Here is a 19157-nt window from a genome sequence, read left to right on the forward strand (position 1 = left end):
ATCCTTTTAGGTCATTGCATGTCGATAGATTTATATTCAGAACATACTATAAAACAACAAACTCCCATGATGCAGCAATATCTGCGGATCAAAGCGGATCATCAAGACATTTTACTGTTTTATCGCATGGGTGACTTTTATGAATTGTTCTTTGATGATGCGATTCGCGCCGCACAACTGCTCGATATTTCACAGACCCATCGCGGTAAGGCAGGCGGGGCCCCTATTCCAATGGCCGGCGTACCTTATCATGCGGTAGAGAATTATCTTGCTCGCCTAGTGCAAATGGGAGAGTCAGTGGCGATTTGTGAGCAAGTTGGCGATCCTGCTACCAGCAAAGGGCCGGTTGAGCGAAAAGTGGTGCGTATTGTCACGCCGGGTACGGTTAGTGATGAAGCTTTATTGCAAGAGCGACAAGACAACTTACTTGCCAGCGTCTATCAAAATAAACAAGGCCAATATGGCGTCGCTTATCTTGATATCAACTCAGGCCGTTTTAACATTGTTGAATTAAACACCGATGAAGCATTGGTTTCGACGCTGCAGCGCCTGCAACCCGCTGAATTACTTTACCCTGAGTCATTCCAAAACCTATTTTTACTTGAGCAAGTCAAAGGCGGCCGTCGCCGCCCTGATTGGGAATTTGATTTAGATACTGCAAAACATTTGCTTTGCCAGCAGTTTGGTACACAAGATCTAATCGGTTTTGGTGTTGAAAAAGCCCATACAGGCTTAATCGCAGCAGGCTGTGTGATGCAATATGTTAAAGATACACAACGCATTGCTTTGCCACATATTCGCGCCATTACCCTTGAGAAAAACGAACATGCGGTGATCTTAGATGCGGCAACCCGTAAAAACTTAGAGCTGACAGTCAACCTATCTGGCGGGATCGAAAACACCCTAGCACAAGTATTGGATAAAACCGCGACACCGATGGGCTCACGTTTATTAAAGCGCCGTATTCATACACCGGTACGTGACCGCAACGAATTAAATGCTCGACTAAATGCCATTGCCAGCTTGATCAATAGCCAAATTTGTATGGAGCTCTATGACAGCTTAAGACATATTGGCGATATTGAGCGTGTAGTGGCGCGTCTTGCGCTTTGTACTGCCCGCCCTCGCGACTTAACGCGTTTACGCGGTGCCTTACAAGCCCTTGCACCGCTGCATGCTTTACTCGATGAGGCAGCCGATCCACGTATAAAGTTGATTTGTGATCAATCCCCTGTATTACCTAAGCTACAGTCACTCCTAGAGCAAGCGATTATTGATAATCCGCCCGTGCTGATCCGCGATGGTGGCGTAATTGCAACTGGCTATAACGCTGAACTCGATGAGTGGCGAGCACTGAGCCAAGGTGCAACCGATATTCTTGAAAAATTAGAAGTGCGTGAACGTGAGCGCACAGGAATAAGCACACTTAAAATTGGCTACAACAAGGTGCATGGTTTTTACATTGAAATTAGCCGGGCTAACTCACACCTTGTGCCACCTGAATATATTCGTCGCCAAACGCTTAAAAACAACGAGCGTTATATCATTCCTGAACTAAAAGAGCATGAAGACAAAGTATTGGGCAGTCAAAGTAAGGCTCTGGCACTTGAAAAACAATTATACGAGCAGTTATTCGAATACATTGCGCCTTACCTAGAGCAACTACAATTAATGTCTGCAGCACTCGCTGACTTAGATGTATTGAATACGTTAGCTGAGCGTGCCCAGACGCTCGATTACTGCAAACCAGAATTAACGCTAGAAAGTGGCATCGACATCATTGATGGTCGCCACCCAGTTGTTGAACATGTAAGCCAAGAGCCATTCATTGCCAACCCTGTGAAACTCAATGAACAGCGTAAAATGTTGATCATCACGGGTCCTAACATGGGTGGTAAATCGACCTATATGCGTCAAACAGCACTTATTACTTTAATGGCACATATTGGCTCTTATGTACCTGCAAGTGAAGCACGCATCGGTCACATTGATCGTATCTTTACACGTATTGGGGCGAGTGATGATCTTGCTTCAGGTCGCTCAACCTTCATGGTAGAAATGACCGAGACCGCTACGATTCTAAATAATGCCACCGAGAACTCATTGGTGTTAATGGATGAAATCGGCCGTGGTACCAGCACCTATGATGGTTTATCTTTGGCCTATGCAACCGCTGACTACCTAGCGAGTAAGCTCAATGCTAAAACCCTCTTTGCGACACATTACTTTGAGCTAACGGAGCTTGCAGAGCAACAGACAGGGCTTGTAAACGTGCATTTAGATGCGGTAGAACACAACGATACGATTGCCTTTAAGCACACGGTCTTAGATGGTGCCGCGAGTAAAAGTTTTGGCCTTCAAGTGGCAGGACTCGCGGGTGTACCAAAACCCGTTCTTGCCATGGCAAAAGAGAAGTTAAAGCGCCTAGAGCAACATGAAAGTGTGATTGATGAACAACAGCCAACCGCTCAGTCACAAGGTCAATTACCATTAGAGCCTGTTATGCAAGAGTCACAAGTTGAGCTACAACTTGCGCAAATTGACCCTGATGATCTGACTCCTCGCCAGGCACATGAGTTACTCTATAAATTAAAAGGCTTACTCAATTAATCAGTCAATTATAAATAATAAAAAACCACTTCAATTGAAGTGGTTTTTTATTATTAAATTAAGCTTATTGTTGCTCGAAAAGGCTATCTATATTTAGGCCTTCATGCTGTAGAATATCTTTTAAACGTCTAAGGGCTTCAACTTGAATTTGTCTTACACGCTCGCGTGTTAAACCAATTTCTCTGCCGACATCTTCTAGTGTTGAAGGTTCATATCCCAGTAAGCCAAAACGTCTTGCTAGCACTTCACGTTGTTTAGGGTTAAGCTCACCTAGCCAATCAACAATATGCTTATTGATATCATTGCTTTGAACTTCATTTTCAGGACCGTATCCCTTTTCATCAGCGATAATATCTAGTAGCGCTTTATCATTCTCACCGCCTATAGGTGTATCAACAGAGGTGATTTTTTCGTTCAGGCGAAGCATTTTAGTGACGTCTTCAACTGGACGGTCAAGACATTCTGCAATTTCTTCTGCAGTTGGCTCATGGTCAAGCTTTTGTGTCAGTTCACGAGCTGTTCTAAGATAAACGTTAAGCTCTTTAACAACATGGATAGGAAGGCGAATCGTACGAGTCTGATTCATAATCGCACGTTCTATAGTTTGTCTTATCCACCACGTTGCATAAGTTGAAAAGCGAAAGCCTCGTTCTGGGTCAAATTTTTCAACCGCTCTGATCAAGCCCAAATTGCCTTCTTCTATTAAATCAAGAAGTGCAAGGCCACGATTATTGTAGCGACGGGCAATTTTAACCACTAATCTCAAGTTACTTTCGATCATGCGTTTGCGAGAAGCCTCACAGCCTTTAAGTGCTTTACGCGCGAAATAAACTTCTTCTTCGGCACTTAATAGAGGGGAAAAACCAATTTCGCCTAAATACAACTGGGTTGCATCTAAATTCTTAACGGTTTCTTCTTTTGCAAAAACATCATCTTCCGTTTCGACATCTTCCAAAAGTTCCATTTTTTCGTCATCTAGTACTGCTTCATCAACTTCAGCTTCTGCAGTGACTAGCTTCTTAGTCTCTTTCTTTGCTGTTTGAGCCATATCATCCTCCCAAGCGAGTGAGTGGTATTAATCCATCATACAGTCAGTAATAAAAGCATTTATGGTAAATACTTCTTAGGATTTACCGCTTGGCCTTTAAAGCGAATCTCAAACCTCAAAGCCGTTTGCGTTGCATCCGTATTTCCCATTTCGGCAATTTTCTGCCCAGCTTTAACTTTTTGCTGCTCCCGAACAAGTAGTCGATCGTTGTGAGCATAGGCACTTAGGTAATCATCACTGTGTTTCAGGATGATTAAATTACCATACCCCCTCAACGCGCTTCCTGCGTATACGACTGTCCCTGCTGCTGCCGCACTTACTGATGTTCCTAATTTGTTTTTGATCTGCAAGCCTTTATAACCTTGCTCTTTGTTAGAAAAGCGCTTGGTTATTTGCCCTTGAGCCGGCCATTGCCAATCAATTTTGCCATTCTTTTTCGATGCTGCTGTGTTTACTTTTTGAGTGGCTTGTTTTTGAACATACTCCCGTTGTTTTGGCTTCGCAAGATCTTTTTTTACCAAGTTGTTATTTTTTTGTTTCTTATCAATAGTCTCTGTTTTAACAACTTTGCGTGGAGTGCTTTTTTTATTGCGCGTTTTAGGTTTAGCTAGTACTAACTTTTGACCTGGAAAAATTGTGTATGGTGGTTTGATATTATTTAGGGCTGCAATCGTACGCACGTCCCTGTTAGCGGTAAAAGCAATGGCGAACAGCGTATCGCCTTTTTGCACCGTGTACCGATTGTTTCTGATGATGATTTTTCTTGATGATAATGAATCAGCATAAGTCAAAGAAGTGACGGGGGCAGGTGTGTGCGTTGATGAGCATCCTGCAATGAACACAATTAGTAACAAAATAATGAACATGTTCACTGCTTGCACTCATTTACCCAGTAAAGTTGACGATTAACTTATTAAAAATAACAAGATAAGAAGAGGTTAGGCAAGGTCATAGTGAAATTTCTCCCGCTATTAACGGGACAAAGCGTACTGGTGCCATTTTATGCTCAATAAATTGCTCGCCTTTTCTTACCACAAGCGTTAACACTTGTTCTTCTTCACCTATAGGAACCAATAAAGCGCCATCGTCTTCGAGCTGTTCAAGTAAAGCTTGAGGTAGTGATTTTGCCGCTGCAGTGACAATAATCCCAGAAAATGGCCCTTTCGTTTGCCATCCTTGCCAACCATCACCATGCTTCATGGAGACATTGTATAAATCTAGTTGATGTAAACGTCGCTTTGCTTGCCATTGTAGAGTCTTAATTCGCTCAACGCTAAACACCTGCTCGAACACTTGTGCTAACACCGCGCTTTGATAACCAGAGCCAGTACCTATCTCAAGCACTTTTCCTTTCACACCAACTTGTCGCAAAATTTCTGTCATCTTTGCAACAATAAATGGTTGAGAAATAGTTTGCCCATTACCTATCGGCAATGCCGTATTTTCATAGGCTTTGTGTTTTAACACATCATCGATAAAAAGGTGTCGGGGGGTATCTTTGATTACCTGTAGCACCTTCTTATCCTGTACTCCCGATGCTTTTAATTGCTCAGCTAAAGCATCTGCACTACGGGCATAATTGCCAAGCACTTAGTTGGCCCCTTCCAGCCAAGAAGACATTGCATCGATGCTCTCATGCGCTGTCATATCAACCTTAAGCGGGGTCACTGCAGCATAGCCTTGATTAACAGCATAGAAGTCAGTGCCTTCGCCTGCATCACTTTCAGAGCCAAGCGAGCCATACCAAAAAACACTTCGCCCCCAAGGATCAATTTGTTTAGTCATAGTGTCGGCTTTATGACGTGCACCTAAACGCGTTACCTTGATCCCTTTTAATTCAGCTAAAGGAATATCTGGCACATTAATATTGATGATTTGATCTTTAGGAAGCGGATGGGAACTTAATTGTTTGATTATTTTCACCGCCACTTCAGCTGCGGTTTCGTAATACGCTTCTTTTTTTGAACTTAGAGAAACTGCAATTGCAGGTAACCCTAAGTGGCGCCCTTCTGTTGCCGCAGCGACAGTACCTGAATAGAGTGTATCATCACCCAAGTTAGCCCCATTGTTAATGCCTGCCACAACTAAATCTGGTTCTTCATCTAAAAGCTGATTCACACCAAGGTGAACACAGTCTGTCGGCGTGCCATTGACTGAGTAAAAACCATTGTCTAATTGTGTTGCACGCAATGGATTTAACAACGTCAAAGAGTTACTTGCGCCACTACAGTTTCTGTCTGGGGCAATAACGGTCACTTCGGCAATTTTGCTCAAGGCTTCATACAGTACAGAGATCCCTTTTGCATGAACTCCATCGTCGTTACTGAGTAAAATCTTCATCGTTCTTCCTTATTTGTAAATGCGCTTTTATTCACATCAACGTAATTAACAAGCTCTCTAAGCACTGCTGTTGCAAATGTCCCTTTAGGTAGTGCAAAACGTAATTCAATACTGTCTGACGACAAGGTTTTCACTTCTAGATCTATGGGGATCAATCTTAGAGCACGGCGCTCATTTTTTAATCCTAATTCGGCAAGGCCATGATGCCAAGCACTAAAGGCTTCAAGAAACTCTTTTTCTTGCGTAATTAACCCTTTTTCACCTTTACCGACCAGTGGTGCCGATAAGCAGATATCTCCAGAAGTTAACCTTGCGATGTTTTCATCACTGATATCATCTTCAAAGAACGCATTAGAGCCTTCTAGCATAAAGATTTCTCTATGCCAGGTCTTAGCTAAGCCATGTTCTTCTACTCGCATACTCACCAGTTGATTGAATATGTGCGAGCGCGCAGCAGAAATAACAATACTACGTAGTTTTCTGTCGCGAATATGTTCACCCGCAAACATGCGCTCAGCCATAGTAAGATTGTGACCATCATGACCAAAGCGTTGTTCACCAAAGTAGTTTGGTACGCCCTGACGCACTGCATTAATACGTGACAAAATATCTAATGGCTTATCAATGTTTCTTAGTGTGATCGTAAAGCGATTACCTGAGTGACAGCCTGTTCTTAGTTTTCGATTATGGCGCTTTTGCTGAGTAACAAAAATAAAGTCATCGTTTAGTTCTGTAAAATCAACGTCTTTCTTGATAGGAACAGGGACACTAAACCACTGACTGCAAACACCATGGCGATCTTTGAGTCCCGCATAACTGACATTTTTTACATGTGTTCCAGCTTGTTTTGCGATTTTCTTAGCGACATCTAAGGTGTTTATCTGCTTTTTAATAACATGCAAACAGACATGTTCACCTTCGCCGGTCAGTTCGATATCAAGTATTTCATCAACAACGAAGTCTTCTGGCTGACTTTTAAAATCAGCCAACGCTTCAGGCTTGCCATACAGGTAATGCAATTTCATTATGCTTTAACCAATAAAACTACTGCATGGGCTGAAATGCCTTCTTTGCGACCTTCAAAGCCCAGCTTTTCTGTCGTTGTAGCTTTCACATTTACCTCAGTCAGTTCTGCCTGGCAATCAGCAGCAAGGTTGGCACGCATGTTATCAATATGCGGTCTCATTTTTGGTGCTTGCGCAACAATAGTAACATCGCAGTTACCGAGCTTATAGCCTAGCGCTGTAACCTGTTCCATCACTTGTCTGAGCAAAATACGGCTGTCTATATTTTCAAACTCAGCAGATGTATCTGGAAAGTGTTTACCAATGTCGCCAAGTGCCATTGCACCGAGCAAAGCATCACATAGAGCATGAATAGCTACATCACCATCAGAGTGCGCAATAAAGCCTTGCTCAAAAGGAATTTTCTCACCACAGATCGTTAACGGGCCTTCACCACCGAATTTATGCACATCAAAACCGTGACCAATTCTAATCATTTTCTTCTTCCTACTCTTTTAGTAAAAACGCGGCTAAGCGTAAATCTTCTGGTGTGGTAATTTTAATATTATCACTGCGGCCTTCAACGAGTAACACAGGTTTACCTTGCAGCTCCATGGCTGAAGCTTCATCCGTAATAAGTTTGGACTCTGATAAACAAGTCCTCAGAGCATCTTTGAGCGCCTGATAAGGAAATAACTGAGGTGTAAGTGCCTGCCATAATTCGGCACGAGGTACGGTCTCTTCGCTATATTGTTGACCACGTTTAATGGTGTCTTTGACCTTAGCTGCAAGTATACCGCCTTCTTGCTTTTCAAAGCAGCTAGCAATCAAGTTTTGAATGTCTTCAATTTGCACTATTGGTCTTGCAGCATCATGTACTAAAACCCAATCTGGATTCAATCTCTCAAGTGCATTTAACGCATTTAAAACTGAATCTGCTCGCTCTTTACCACCTTCAGTAGTTTGCACTTTGTCCGTACTAAACTGCTGCGAGTTAAATAGCGTATCTTCAGGATTAATCGCTAGCATAATGGTGTTAAGCTCACTCATAGAGCTGAGCTTATCCACTGTGTGCTCTAAAATAGACTTATTATTTATTTTTAAATACTGCTTTGGGATCTCAGCTTGCATACGGCTGCCAACACCTGCAGCTGGTACAACAGCAGCAATAATAGGAGAATTCTTCATATTATTTATTCGGTAAGACTCTAATGAAGGTTTCATTTGGCTTGATCATACCAAGCTCATGTCTTGCTCTTTCTTCAACGCCTTCTAAACCAAGTTTAAGATCGTCAATATCTGCTTTTAATAGCTTATTTCGTTTAATTAATTTCTCATTCGCTATCTCATGCGTGTCTACAACACTTTTCAAGCGCGTATAATCTTGCATACCATTATGGCCAAACCAAAATTTATACTGAAGAAATAGCGCAAGGCTAAGAAGTAGAAACTGAAATATACGCAAAACTGCACTTCCCAATAACAAATTAATCAAACATTACGTTTTATAGAACGAACATTTTTCCAATTGATCATACTGGCTAATAGCATCTCGCGCAAACTAAGCCTTCTAGGTGGCACTGCTTTATTAAATTGCCATTGGTGACCACAGCAGGCTGCTGTCATGACCTGTTTGCTTGGCTTTAGTACTTGAAGATTAGGGTTGGATTGAGATGCGCCTGAAAAGAAAAACCAACCATTTAAATTACTATGAAAGCTATTTTTATCAACTTGATCAATACAGTCTAAGCTCATGGATTGATAACCCGAATACTCTTTTAGTACAGGAATAACCAATCCAGCTTTAGCATGTTTTTTATAAAATGAAGCGTTTTGCTCTAAGTCTTGGGGAGGAAGCTTTCTCTGGGGTGCAAGCCAACCGCCATTTTGCGAATCTAATTCCAGCGGAATGTCACCTTGCACAATATGCCGTGCGGCGCGTTCTACATAGAAGGGTAAACTAGCCAAAGATTTACGTAATTTCTGATCGTTATGAACAGCAGCAAGTGCTGGAATTTCTCTGGCGTAGAAAACATTAACCAGCTCAGCAAACATTAACCGCTCTTTTTCATCGTTCCATAGCTGAGCTTGTTGCACACTCTGCACTGACATCCCCTTCTTCGGTTACTGCAGTTTTTATAGCATGTGCAACGTATTACTGCTAGCCCTTAGGTTTATTACCCAGTTTAACATCACCATTTTCTAAAAACTGAGCAACTGTATCGCGCTTTTTACCAAGCAACAAACAACCATCAGCAAGAAACATAAAGTTCTGCCAACAACGTTTGAAAACATCAAACTGAGTTTCAATCACACAGTCTCTATTTAAGCAAAAATAGACCGTTGTATTGTTTTCCCACTTTAGAAATTCATTTATGCTCTCTGGTAGCTCTTCTAATCCCGCCTCCCAGTCTTTTTCCCAGTTCAAGTTTTCTTGCCATGAACTTGCTTGCCCAGCCCATTCATTTTCGGTGAAAAAGTCTGGATGATCTTTTTCACGACTAACCATAGTAGACCAAAGCACTGCTGAACGTGTCGGAGACATTAGTTTAATCTTTTCAAGATCAGTCGGGGCAATTTCCAAGTCTTGATGCCTAAACACCCAAGCCTTTTTGAATTCATTGAGGGGAATATAATTCATTGTGACCTTTAAATTTTGCTCGCGGTTAGTGAGGTGGGATTATCACTATGTTTAAATGAAAAGTGAATGATAATTTGTTATTTAATTTTTAAGACTAAAAACGAAAAAACCCCAACTCTTTCGAGTTGGGGTTAAAATTTAGAGCCTAGCGATGTTCTACTTTCACATGGGAAACCCACACTATCATCGACGCTGTTTCGTTTCACTTCTGAGTTCGGCATGGGGTCAGGTGGGTCCAAAACGCTATAGTCACTAAGCAAATTCTTTGAATTTGTTTGTATTCTTATTTTTTAAATTAGGTGCTTGGCAATGTTCTACTTTCACATGGGAGACCCACACTATCATCGACGCTGTTTCGTTTCACTTCTGAGTTCGGCATGGAATCAGGTGGTTCCAAAACGCTATGGTCACCAAGCAAATTTGGTTAAAATCTGGAAAAATCTGATAATTTCTAAAACTTCTACTCTAGTTCATATTAGCTTCTTAGCTAAAACCACTTTGGCGTTGTATGGTTAAGCCTCACGGGTAATTAGTACTGGTTAGCTTAATGTATCACTACACTTCCACACCCAGCCTATCAACGTTGTAGTCTCCAACGGCCCTTCAGTTAACTTAAAGTTAAAGTGAGAACTCATCTCGAGGCTCGCTTCCCGCTTAGATGCTTTCAGCGGTTATCGATTCCGAACGTAGCTACCGGGCAATGCAATTGGCATCACAACCCGAACACCAGCGGTTCGTCCACTCCGGTCCTCTCGTACTAGGAGCAGCCCCTCTCAATTCTCAAACGCCCACGGCAGATAGGGACCGAACTGTCTCACGACGTTCTAAACCCAGCTCGCGTACCACTTTAAATGGCGAACAGCCATACCCTTGGGACCGACTTCAGCCCCAGGATGTGATGAGCCGACATCGAGGTGCCAAACACCGCCGTCGATATGAACTCTTGGGCGGTATCAGCCTGTTATCCCCGGAGTACCTTTTATCCGTTGAGCGATGGCCCTTCCATTCAGAACCACCGGATCACTATGACCTACTTTCGTACCTGCTCGACGTGTCTGTCTCGCAGTTAAGCTGGCTTCTACCATTACACTAACCGTACGATGTCCGACCGTACTTAGCCAACCTTCGTGCTCCTCCGTTACTCTTTGGGAGGAGACCGCCCCAGTCAAACTACCCACCAGGCACTGTCCACAATCCCGATAAGGGACCTATGTTAGAACATCAAACATACAAGGGTGGTATTTCAAGGATGGCTCCATGACATCTGGCGACGCCACTTCAAAGCCTCCCACCTATCCTACACATGTAGGCTCAATGTTCAGTGCCAAGCTGTAGTAAAGGTTCACGGGGTCTTTCCGTCTAGCCGCGGGTACACAGCATCTTCACTGCGATTTCAATTTCACTGAGTCTCGGGTGGAGACAGCGTGGCCATGGTTACACCATTCGTGCAGGTCGGAACTTACCCGACAAGGAATTTCGCTACCTTAGGACCGTTATAGTTACGGCCGCCGTTTACCGGGGCTTCGATCAAGAGCTTCGCCTAAGCTAACCCCATCAATTAACCTTCCGGCACCGGGCAGGTGTCACACCGTATACGTCATCTTACGATTTTGCACAGTGCTGTGTTTTTAATAAACAGTCCCAGCCACCTGGTCACTGCGGCTCCCGTCCGCTTAGAGAGTAAATCTCATCACAGATAGGAGCGTACCTTCTCCCGAAGTTACGGTACAATTTTGCCTAGTTCCTTCACCCGAGTTCTCTCAAGCGCCTTAGTATTCTCTACCTGACCACCTGTGTCGGTTTGGGGTACGATTCGAAATAATCTGAAGCTTAGAGGCTTTTCCTGGAAGTAGGGCATCATCAACTTCACTACCGTAGTAGCTCGTCTCGACTCTCAGCCTTAGCGACCCGGATTTTCCTAAGTCACCAGCCTACAGCCTTTCACATGGACAACCAACGCCATGCTTGATTAGCCTGCTCCGTCCCCCCATCGCAATTATTCCAAGTACGGGAATATTAACCCGTTTCCCATCGACTACGCTCTTCAGCCTCGCCTTAGGGGTCGACTTACCCTACCCTGATTAACATGGGATAGGAACCCTTGGTCTTCCGGCGTGCGGGTTTTTCACCCGCATTATCGTTACTCATGTCAGCATTCGCACTTCTGATACGTCCACCCAACTTTACAATTGAGCTTCAGCCGCTTACAGAACGCTCCCCTACCCCGCATACAAAGTATGCAGCCGTAGCTTCGGTGGTATGTTTAGCCCCGTTACATCTTCCGCGCAGGCCGACTCGACTAGTGAGCTATTACGCTTTCTTTAAAGGATGGCTGCTTCTAAGCCAACCTCCTAGCTGTTTTAGCCTTCCCACATCGTTTCCCACTTAACATACACTTTGGGACCTTAGCTGACGGTCTGGGTTGTTTCCCTCTCCACGATGGACGTTAGCACCCACCGTGTGTCTCCCGGATATTACTTTACGGTATTCGGAGTTTGCAAAGGGTTGGTAAGTCGGGATGACCCCCTAGCCTTAACAGTGCTCTACCCCCGTAAGTATTCGTCCGAGGCTCTACCTAAATAGATTTCGGGGAGAACCAGCTATCTCCCGGTTTGATTAGCCTTTCACTCCAAGCCACAGGTCATCCCCTAACTTTTCAACGTTAGTGGGTTCGGTCCTCCAGTTGATGTTACTCAACCTTCAACCTGCCCATGGCTAGATCACCGGGTTTCGGGTCTATACCTTGCAACTCAACGCCCAGTTAAGACTCGCTTTCGCTACGGCTACCCTAAACGGTTAACCTCGCTACAAAATATAAGTCGCTGACCCATTATACAAAAGGTACGCAGTCACCCTCGAAGGGCTCCTACTGCTTGTACGTACACGGTTTCAGGTTCTATTTCACTCCCCTCACAGGGGTTCTTTTCGCCTTTCCCTCACGGTACTGGTTCACTATCGGTCAGTTGGGAGTATTTAGCCTTAGATGATGGTCCACCTATATTCAGTCAAAGTTTCACGTGCTCCGACCTACTCGATTTCACTTTAGATAAGTTTTTGTGTACGGGACTGTCACCCTGTATCGTCAAACTTTCCAGAATGTTCCACTAACTACACTAAAGCTTAAGGGCTAGTCCGATTTCGCTCGCCGCTACTTTCGGAATCTCGGTTGATTTCTTTTCCTACGGGTACTTAGATGTTTCAGTTCTCCGCGTTCGCCTCGTTAACCTATGTATTCAGTTAACGATACCTGTAAACAGGTGGGTTTCCCCATTCGGAAATCCTAGTCTCAAGCGCCTCTTACTGGCTTGACTAGGCTTATCGCAAGTTAGTACGTCCTTCATCGCCTCCAACTGCCAAGGCATCCACCGTGTACGCTTAGTCACTTAACCATACAACCCAAAATGGTTTGTATCGTCAAAGACAGTTTTAACTTCGCCAGAAGTTAATATTGAATACTAAAGTAGACGCTAATAAACAAATGAATGTTTATCGGCATTGTTTTACTTTTGAAAACTCTTTTTAGAATTTCTTCTAAAAGAATTAATTATCAGCTTTTCCAAATTTTTAAAGAGCAAGAGAATTACTTCTCAGAGTTAAAAACTCTCAGTTGACCAATTATTTGGTAAGAGTGTTTATCTATGAGGAGTAAGTAGTAAAGTGGTGGAGCTAAGCAGGATCGAACTGCTGACCTCCTGCGTGCAAGGCAGGCGCTCTCCCAGCTGAGCTATAGCCCCACATTACTAGGAATACATTGTTTATGACCGACTTTAAGCAAAGTGGTGGGTCTGAGTAGACTTGAACTACCGACCTCACGCTTATCAGGCGTGCGCTCTAACCAGCTGAGCTACAGACCCAAACAATGTTTTGTTCTCTAATTCTATTCAACAATCATCTGTGTGGACACTACGAACAAATCTGTTCTAAATCGTTAAGGAGGTGATCCAGCCCCAGGTTCCCCTAGGGCTACCTTGTTACGACTTCACCCCAGTCATGAATCACTCCGTGGTAAGCGCCCTCCCTAAGGTTAAGCTACCTACTTCTGGAGCAACCCACTCCCATGGTGTGACGGGCGGTGTGTACAAGGCCCGGGAACGTATTCACCGCGGCATTCTGATCCGCGATTACTAGCGATTCCGACTTCATGGAGTCGAGTTGCAGACTCCAATCCGGACTACGACGCACTTTAAGTGATTCGCTAACTCTCGCGAGCTTGCAGCACTCTGTATGCGCCATTGTAGCACGTGTGTAGCCCTACACGTAAGGGCCATGATGACTTGACGTCGTCCCCACCTTCCTCCGGTTTATCACCGGCAGTCTCCTTAGAGTTCCCGACCGAATCGCTGGCAACTAAGGATAGGGGTTGCGCTCGTTGCGGGACTTAACCCAACATCTCACAACACGAGCTGACGACAGCCATGCAGCACCTGTATCAGAGTTCCCGAAGGCACCAAACCATCTCTGGTAAGTTCTCTGTATGTCAAGTGTAGGTAAGGTTCTTCGCGTTGCATCGAATTAAACCACATGCTCCACCGCTTGTGCGGGCCCCCGTCAATTCATTTGAGTTTTAACCTTGCGGCCGTACTCCCCAGGCGGTCTACTTAATGCGTTAGCTTTGGAAAAGTTGTCCGAAGACCCCAGCTCCTAGTAGACATCGTTTACGGCGTGGACTACCGGGGTATCTAATCCCGTTTGCTCCCCACGCTTTCGTACATGAGCGTCAGTATTGACCCAGGTGGCTGCCTTCGCCATCGGTATTCCTTCAGATCTCTACGCATTTCACCGCTACACCTGAAATTCTACCACCCTCTATCATACTCTAGTTTGCCAGTTCGAAATGCAGTTCCCAGGTTGAGCCCGGGGCTTTCACATCTCGCTTAACAAACCGCCTGCGTACGCTTTACGCCCAGTAATTCCGATTAACGCTCGCACCCTCCGTATTACCGCGGCTGCTGGCACGGAGTTAGCCGGTGCTTCTTCTGTAAGTAACGTCACAGCTAGCAGGTATTAACTACTAACTTTTCCTCCTTACTGAAAGTGCTTTACAACCCTAAGGCCTTCTTCACACACGCGGCATGGCTGCATCAGGCTTGCGCCCATTGTGCAATATTCCCCACTGCTGCCTCCCGTAGGAGTCTGGACCGTGTCTCAGTTCCAGTGTGGCTGATCATCCTCTCAAACCAGCTAGGGATCGTCGCCTTGGTGAGCCATTACCTCACCAACTAGCTAATCCCACTTGGGCTAATCTAAGGGCGAGAGCCGAAGCCCCCTTTGGTCCGTAGACGTTATGCGGTATTAGCAGTCGTTTCCAACTGTTGTCCCCCACCCTAAGGCATATTCCCAAGCATTACTCACCCGTCCGCCGCTCGTCATCTTCTAGCAAGCTAGAAATGTTACCGCTCGACTTGCATGTGTTAGGCCTGCCGCCAGCGTTCAATCTGAGCCATGATCAAACTCTTCAATTAAAAGTTTTTTGAATCCGAAGATTCGTGCTCAATGAATTCTGTATAAATTGACTATATAGTCACTCATAAGAAATTGAGACTCTAAATTTTTTCGCTCCTGAATCAAGAGCTGTTAGAACTCAATCTGTACGAGTGCCCACACAGATGATTGCTTCATATTTTTAAAGAACATTCCGGTTACCCGGGTGTAACTCGATGAGTTACCGCAGCCTTGCTGCGAAGTGGAGCGCCATAATAACGACTTCACTTTTTATGTCAACACTTAATTTTAAAAAGTTTTTAAAGTTAAGTTTTATTTGACTCGACATCGTTTTGATTTGCTTTTTAGCGTCTCGCCCCGTGTCAGTGGGTGCGCATTATAGGGAGAAATTAAAAGTGCGCAACCCCTTTTTTCAATTAATTTTAAGAAATGTGTTCAACCGCTCAAAAAGAAATCAAAAACACTAAAAACACCGCTTTTTTGTTTGCATTTCATACAAACCTTTCTTTTTAAACTCCAAAAACTAAAAAAGCAGGCCTAAGCCTGCTTTATAAAATACTTGTAGCATGAATATTAGAACTTATATTCAATACCAAGACCTAAGTAATCTTCTTCTGTACCCTTGTCTTCATCAACTGTTGAGTAGAAACCATATAGTTTGGTTGATTTATTTAGCTTGTGATCAAGACCAACACTAAAACCATCTACGTCTTTTGAATCGACTGCATCGAAGTCAATTGTTTGATATTGCACTTTGAAGGTGTTTTTACCGAAGCCATATGCAGCATTTAATAAGAAACCATCAGCAGTGCCTGTACCTTCTACCTTTTCTTGTTTCTGATACATAGCACCTAATTTAAGTGCGTCAGTTGCTTTAAATTGACCTGTGATACGTAATGCATCATAACCTTTCACTTCACTGTCACCGGCAACGGCAACATAGTACTTAGACTTTTTCAGCTTTGAATCACCGTAAGTAATTGCACCAGAGTAGCCATTTTCACCATCTGTTGAGTCTTCAGCAATGAAAGTTGCTAATACTTTAAAGCCATTAAAGCTTGCCGACTTATAAGAAATCGTATTACCAAGGCGATTCTCACCTTTAAACAGGTTTTTCACGTCCGCTTCTAAATCATTAAACTGGTCTACCTTACCTTGTGAAAGTTTAAAGGCGGTATCATTACGACCAATTACTACTTCACCGAAACTTCCTTTCAAGCCTACATACTGGCTTCTCGCTGTAATATTGTCTTTATCGCTTTTCGAATCAGCGTCAGATACATCAACTTGGAACTCAAGCTTATAAATTACTTCTAGGCCGCCATCTAGTTTTTCTGAGCCCTTAAAACCAAAGCGTGACGCATTGCTTTTAATTTCTGTCGCACTTCCAGCACCTTCATCGCTTGATTGAACAGATACATTTGCCTTGCCGTATACTTTAACACCTGCATTAGCATTAGCAGATAACGCACCTAGTACAGCAAGAAGAAGTGTTGATTTAACTAGTTTCATGTAATTTTCCTCAATATCGCAACACATGATGATTCAAAACGACGCTAGTTTCTCAGCAGTTAATGACAGAAATATTACACACAACACATTAGAGTCAAATAATTGCAAATAAACTGCATTAAAAACGTCATAAAAGTATGTTTCAACTATAAATTATAGGAGAGTAATAAATTATTACTTAATTTTTAAAATAATCTTTATTACATCATCTATAAGTAATTTTGAGTTGAATTGCTAAATAGATAGGTTAAGGTTAATAGTAAATGTATAGGTGAATTACCGAGCGAGTACTGAGTGACACGTCGAATCCTAATTATCGAAGACACCCCAACCATTGCTAGAGTGCAAAGGCATATCGCTGTTTCTGCAGGCTATGAGGCTGACATTGCTGAATCACTAGCACAAACAAAAGAGTTACTCGACAATAATAGTTACTTTTGCGCAGTTGTTGATTTTATTTTACCCGATGCGCCTAACGGCGAAGCGATTCACTATACTGTGAACTCTGATATCCCCACAATTGTCATGACTGGTAACCTAGACAATCAAACTCGAGAAACTGTCGAAAAGTACCCTATCATCGATTACATCACCAAAGAGAATAAACAAGCTTACCAATACCTTAAAAAACAACTTATGCGATTACCACGAAATGAGTTTGTAAAAGTATTGGTTGTTGATGATTCCCGTCAGACCAGAAATTACATCAGTTCTTTATTAGTGAGGCATAAATATAAAGTTCTGGAAGCATGTGATGGTATCGAAGCCCTCGAAGTATTAAAGCAAAACCCAGATATCTCTGTTGTCATCACTGACAATGAAATGCCAAATATGAATGGTGAAGACTTGTGTAGTGAAATACGACTGCAATATTCTAATGATGAAAAAGCCATTATCGGTATTTCTAGCTCTAATGCATTACACCTCTCAGCTCGATTCATAAAGCGAGGCGCAAACGACTATCTTCGCAAGCCATTCAACGCAGAGGAGTTTTATTGCAGACTTAGTCAAAACGTCGATATGCTGGAATATATAGCCACAATAAAGCGCCAAGCTAACTCTGATTATTTAACAGGTTTACCTAATCGTCGTTACTTTTTTGAGTTTACTAATAAGTCATTAAGGCAAAAAGCCGCTTCAAATAATGAGGTGGGACTGGCCATGATAGATGTAGATCACTTTAAAGCAATTAATGATAACTATGGTCATGACGCTGGAGATGATGTGCTCAAAGCCCTTGCTCAAGCGTTTGAATCTCACTTCCCGGGTCAACTTACCGCGAGATTAGGAGGTGAGGAATTTGCTGTTTATTTTGCTGATGCTACCCAAGAAGAGAGTTTGTCTTTACTAGACAAGTTTAGAGGTTATCTAGACAGCCATAGCGCCGGACTAACCAAACATAATATTCACTTTACGGTATCAATTGGTGTTTGTAGAGCCGTGAGTAAAAATGTTGATAGTCTGATAAAAGAAGCTGATATAAAACTTTATGAAGCGAAGCACTCTGGCCGCAATAAAGTGCTCTGTTAATTCAGGGGAAGTGGCTAGCATTACAATGCTAGCCACTTAACGCATCCTACTATTTCTTTTTACTTGCCCTTAAGCTATCCCAGCTATACAAGGCCAATGCCCCCCAAATGCAAGCAAAAGTCACAGCTCGTTCAATTGAGAACTCCTCACCATACAAGGTCACCGCCAAGGTAAACATGATACTCGGACCAAGATATTGAAATAGACCAAGTGTGGAATAAGGAAGACGTTTCGCTGCGCCAATAAAACACAACAGAGGTAAGGTTGTCACCACACCAGCACTTACTAACAATATATTTAGAAGCACTTCATTATTAAACATATCTGAGCTCACCGTCGCAGGGGTCAAGTACCAATAGATAATTGCAAACGGCATTAAGATAAGTGCTTCGATTAGCAAGCCAGGTAGTGATTCTACCGGCATTTTCTTTCTCAAAAGCCCGTAAATTGCAAACGAGCTTGCCAACGCAAATGCCACAACAGGAAAAGAACCGTATGCAATTACTTGTAATAACACCCCAAGTGAAGCAATCGCGACGGCGATGATTTGCCATTTTCGTAAGCGCTCAGAGAGAAAGATGACACCAAGCAATACATTTAACAGTGGGTTTATATAATAGCCTAGACTTGCATCAAGCATGTGATCGTTATTGACGGCCCAAATAAACAACCCCCAATTGAACCCGAGTAAAGTAGAGCTAACACAAAGCATCCCCAATAATTTTGGTTTCTTGATGACATGCTGGATCTGATGCCATTGCTTCGCAGCGAATACAATGAGAATTAAAAACAGCACCGACCAAATCACTCGGTGAGTCAAGATCTCTAGTGCCGCTATAGATTCAATCTGTTTAAAATAGATGGGTGCCATGCCCCACATTAAAAATGCTAAGACAGCATAAAGGTAACCCTGTTGGGTCTGATTATTTAGCATCAACACGACTCAAAAAGTAAAAAAACATTATACCTTGCTAAGCTGGTTGCAAATAGACAGAAAATAGGAACTGACAGACATAACATGATAGTTGCC

At 43.2% G+C, this 19157-nt stretch carries 14 protein-coding genes, 2 tRNA genes and 4 rRNA genes; 2 read left to right on the top strand and 18 right to left on the bottom strand.

Going from position 1 to position 19157, the window contains the following annotated elements; translation table 11 throughout:
- The first annotated feature begins 18 nt into the window (after positions 1-18).
- Complete coding sequence (gene mutS, locus ACXAC4_RS14670) at positions 19-2610, top strand: DNA mismatch repair protein MutS (protein WP_475162896.1); 2592 nt, start codon at positions 19-21, stop codon at positions 2608-2610.
- A 64-nt stretch (positions 2611-2674) separates the two neighbouring features.
- On the opposite strand, the gene rpoS is transcribed toward mutS, so the two are convergent.
- From rpoS to ACXAC4_RS14755, 17 genes are all read right to left on the bottom strand, one after another.
- Complete coding sequence (gene rpoS / locus ACXAC4_RS14675; RefSeq protein WP_475162898.1) at positions 2675-3658, bottom strand: RNA polymerase sigma factor RpoS; 984 nt, start codon at positions 3656-3658, stop codon at positions 2675-2677.
- A 59-nt stretch (positions 3659-3717) separates the two neighbouring features.
- Positions 3718-4524, bottom strand: a complete 807-nt coding sequence (locus tag ACXAC4_RS14680; RefSeq protein WP_475164152.1) for a peptidoglycan DD-metalloendopeptidase family protein — start codon at positions 4522-4524, stop codon at positions 3718-3720.
- 82 nt (positions 4525-4606) lie between these two features.
- A complete protein-coding gene (locus ACXAC4_RS14685; RefSeq protein WP_475162900.1) occupies positions 4607-5248 on the bottom strand; it encodes a protein-L-isoaspartate(D-aspartate) O-methyltransferase in 642 nt (213 codons plus the stop codon).
- Positions 5249-5998 (bottom strand): 5'/3'-nucleotidase SurE, encoded by a 750-nt coding sequence (gene surE, locus ACXAC4_RS14690; protein ID WP_475162901.1) that lies wholly within the window; start codon positions 5996-5998, stop codon positions 5249-5251. It abuts the gene before it with no gap.
- Positions 5995-7026 carry a tRNA pseudouridine(13) synthase TruD gene (gene truD, locus ACXAC4_RS14695; protein ID WP_475164154.1) on the bottom strand — a complete coding sequence of 344 codons (1032 nt, stop codon included), beginning with the start codon at positions 7024-7026 and terminating at the stop codon, positions 5995-5997. The genes surE and truD overlap by 4 nt, the downstream gene beginning before the upstream one ends.
- Positions 7023-7499, bottom strand: coding sequence for a 2-C-methyl-D-erythritol 2,4-cyclodiphosphate synthase (gene ispF, locus ACXAC4_RS14700; RefSeq protein ID WP_475162904.1), 477 nt, complete (start codon positions 7497-7499; stop codon positions 7023-7025). The genes truD and ispF overlap by 4 nt, the downstream gene beginning before the upstream one ends.
- 10 nt (positions 7500-7509) lie before the next feature.
- Complete coding sequence (gene ispD, locus ACXAC4_RS14705) at positions 7510-8190, bottom strand: 2-C-methyl-D-erythritol 4-phosphate cytidylyltransferase (protein WP_475162906.1); 681 nt, start codon at positions 8188-8190, stop codon at positions 7510-7512.
- A gap of 1 nt (position 8191) precedes the next feature.
- Positions 8192-8467 carry a cell division protein FtsB gene (ftsB, locus tag ACXAC4_RS14710; RefSeq protein ID WP_349285383.1) on the bottom strand — a complete coding sequence of 92 codons (276 nt, stop codon included), beginning with the start codon at positions 8465-8467 and terminating at the stop codon, positions 8192-8194.
- Between the two features lie 26 nt (positions 8468-8493).
- Complete coding sequence (locus ACXAC4_RS14715; protein WP_475162907.1) at positions 8494-9057, bottom strand: hypothetical protein; 564 nt, start codon at positions 9055-9057, stop codon at positions 8494-8496.
- A 106-nt stretch (positions 9058-9163) separates the two neighbouring features.
- Entirely contained in the window at positions 9164-9643 is a 480-nt protein-coding gene (locus tag ACXAC4_RS14720) for a DUF2947 family protein (protein ID WP_404391682.1), read from the bottom strand.
- 143 nt (positions 9644-9786) lie between these two features.
- Positions 9787-9900, bottom strand: a 5S ribosomal RNA gene (gene rrf / locus ACXAC4_RS14725).
- Between the two features lie 44 nt (positions 9901-9944).
- Positions 9945-10058: ribosomal RNA gene (rrf, locus tag ACXAC4_RS14730) — 5S ribosomal RNA — on the bottom strand.
- Between the two features lie 93 nt (positions 10059-10151).
- A 23S ribosomal RNA gene (locus ACXAC4_RS14735) occupies positions 10152-13032 on the bottom strand.
- A 269-nt stretch (positions 13033-13301) separates the two neighbouring features.
- Positions 13302-13377 (bottom strand) — tRNA-Ala (locus ACXAC4_RS14740).
- Between the two features lie 43 nt (positions 13378-13420).
- A tRNA-Ile gene (locus tag ACXAC4_RS14745) sits at positions 13421-13497 on the bottom strand.
- Between the two features lie 75 nt (positions 13498-13572).
- Positions 13573-15105: ribosomal RNA gene (locus ACXAC4_RS14750) — 16S ribosomal RNA — on the bottom strand.
- The 16S, 23S and 5S rRNA genes sit together here with 2 tRNA genes alongside, the layout of an rRNA operon.
- Positions 15106-15658: 553 nt before the next feature.
- Positions 15659-16597 (bottom strand): porin, encoded by a 939-nt coding sequence (locus tag ACXAC4_RS14755; RefSeq protein WP_475162909.1) that lies wholly within the window; start codon positions 16595-16597, stop codon positions 15659-15661.
- 294 nt (positions 16598-16891) lie between these two features.
- Between ACXAC4_RS14755 and ACXAC4_RS14760 the strand changes: the two genes are divergently transcribed.
- Positions 16892-18127 (top strand): diguanylate cyclase, encoded by a 1236-nt coding sequence (locus tag ACXAC4_RS14760; protein WP_475162911.1) that lies wholly within the window; start codon positions 16892-16894, stop codon positions 18125-18127.
- A gap of 49 nt (positions 18128-18176) precedes the next feature.
- Here the strand turns inward: ACXAC4_RS14760 and rarD are convergent, their stop codons facing one another.
- Positions 18177-19064, bottom strand: coding sequence for an EamA family transporter RarD (gene rarD / locus ACXAC4_RS14765; protein ID WP_475162914.1), 888 nt, complete (start codon positions 19062-19064; stop codon positions 18177-18179).
- Positions 19065-19157: the final 93 nt, after the last annotated feature.

Source organism: Pseudoalteromonas sp. AWM4_233 (assembly GCF_056158285.1).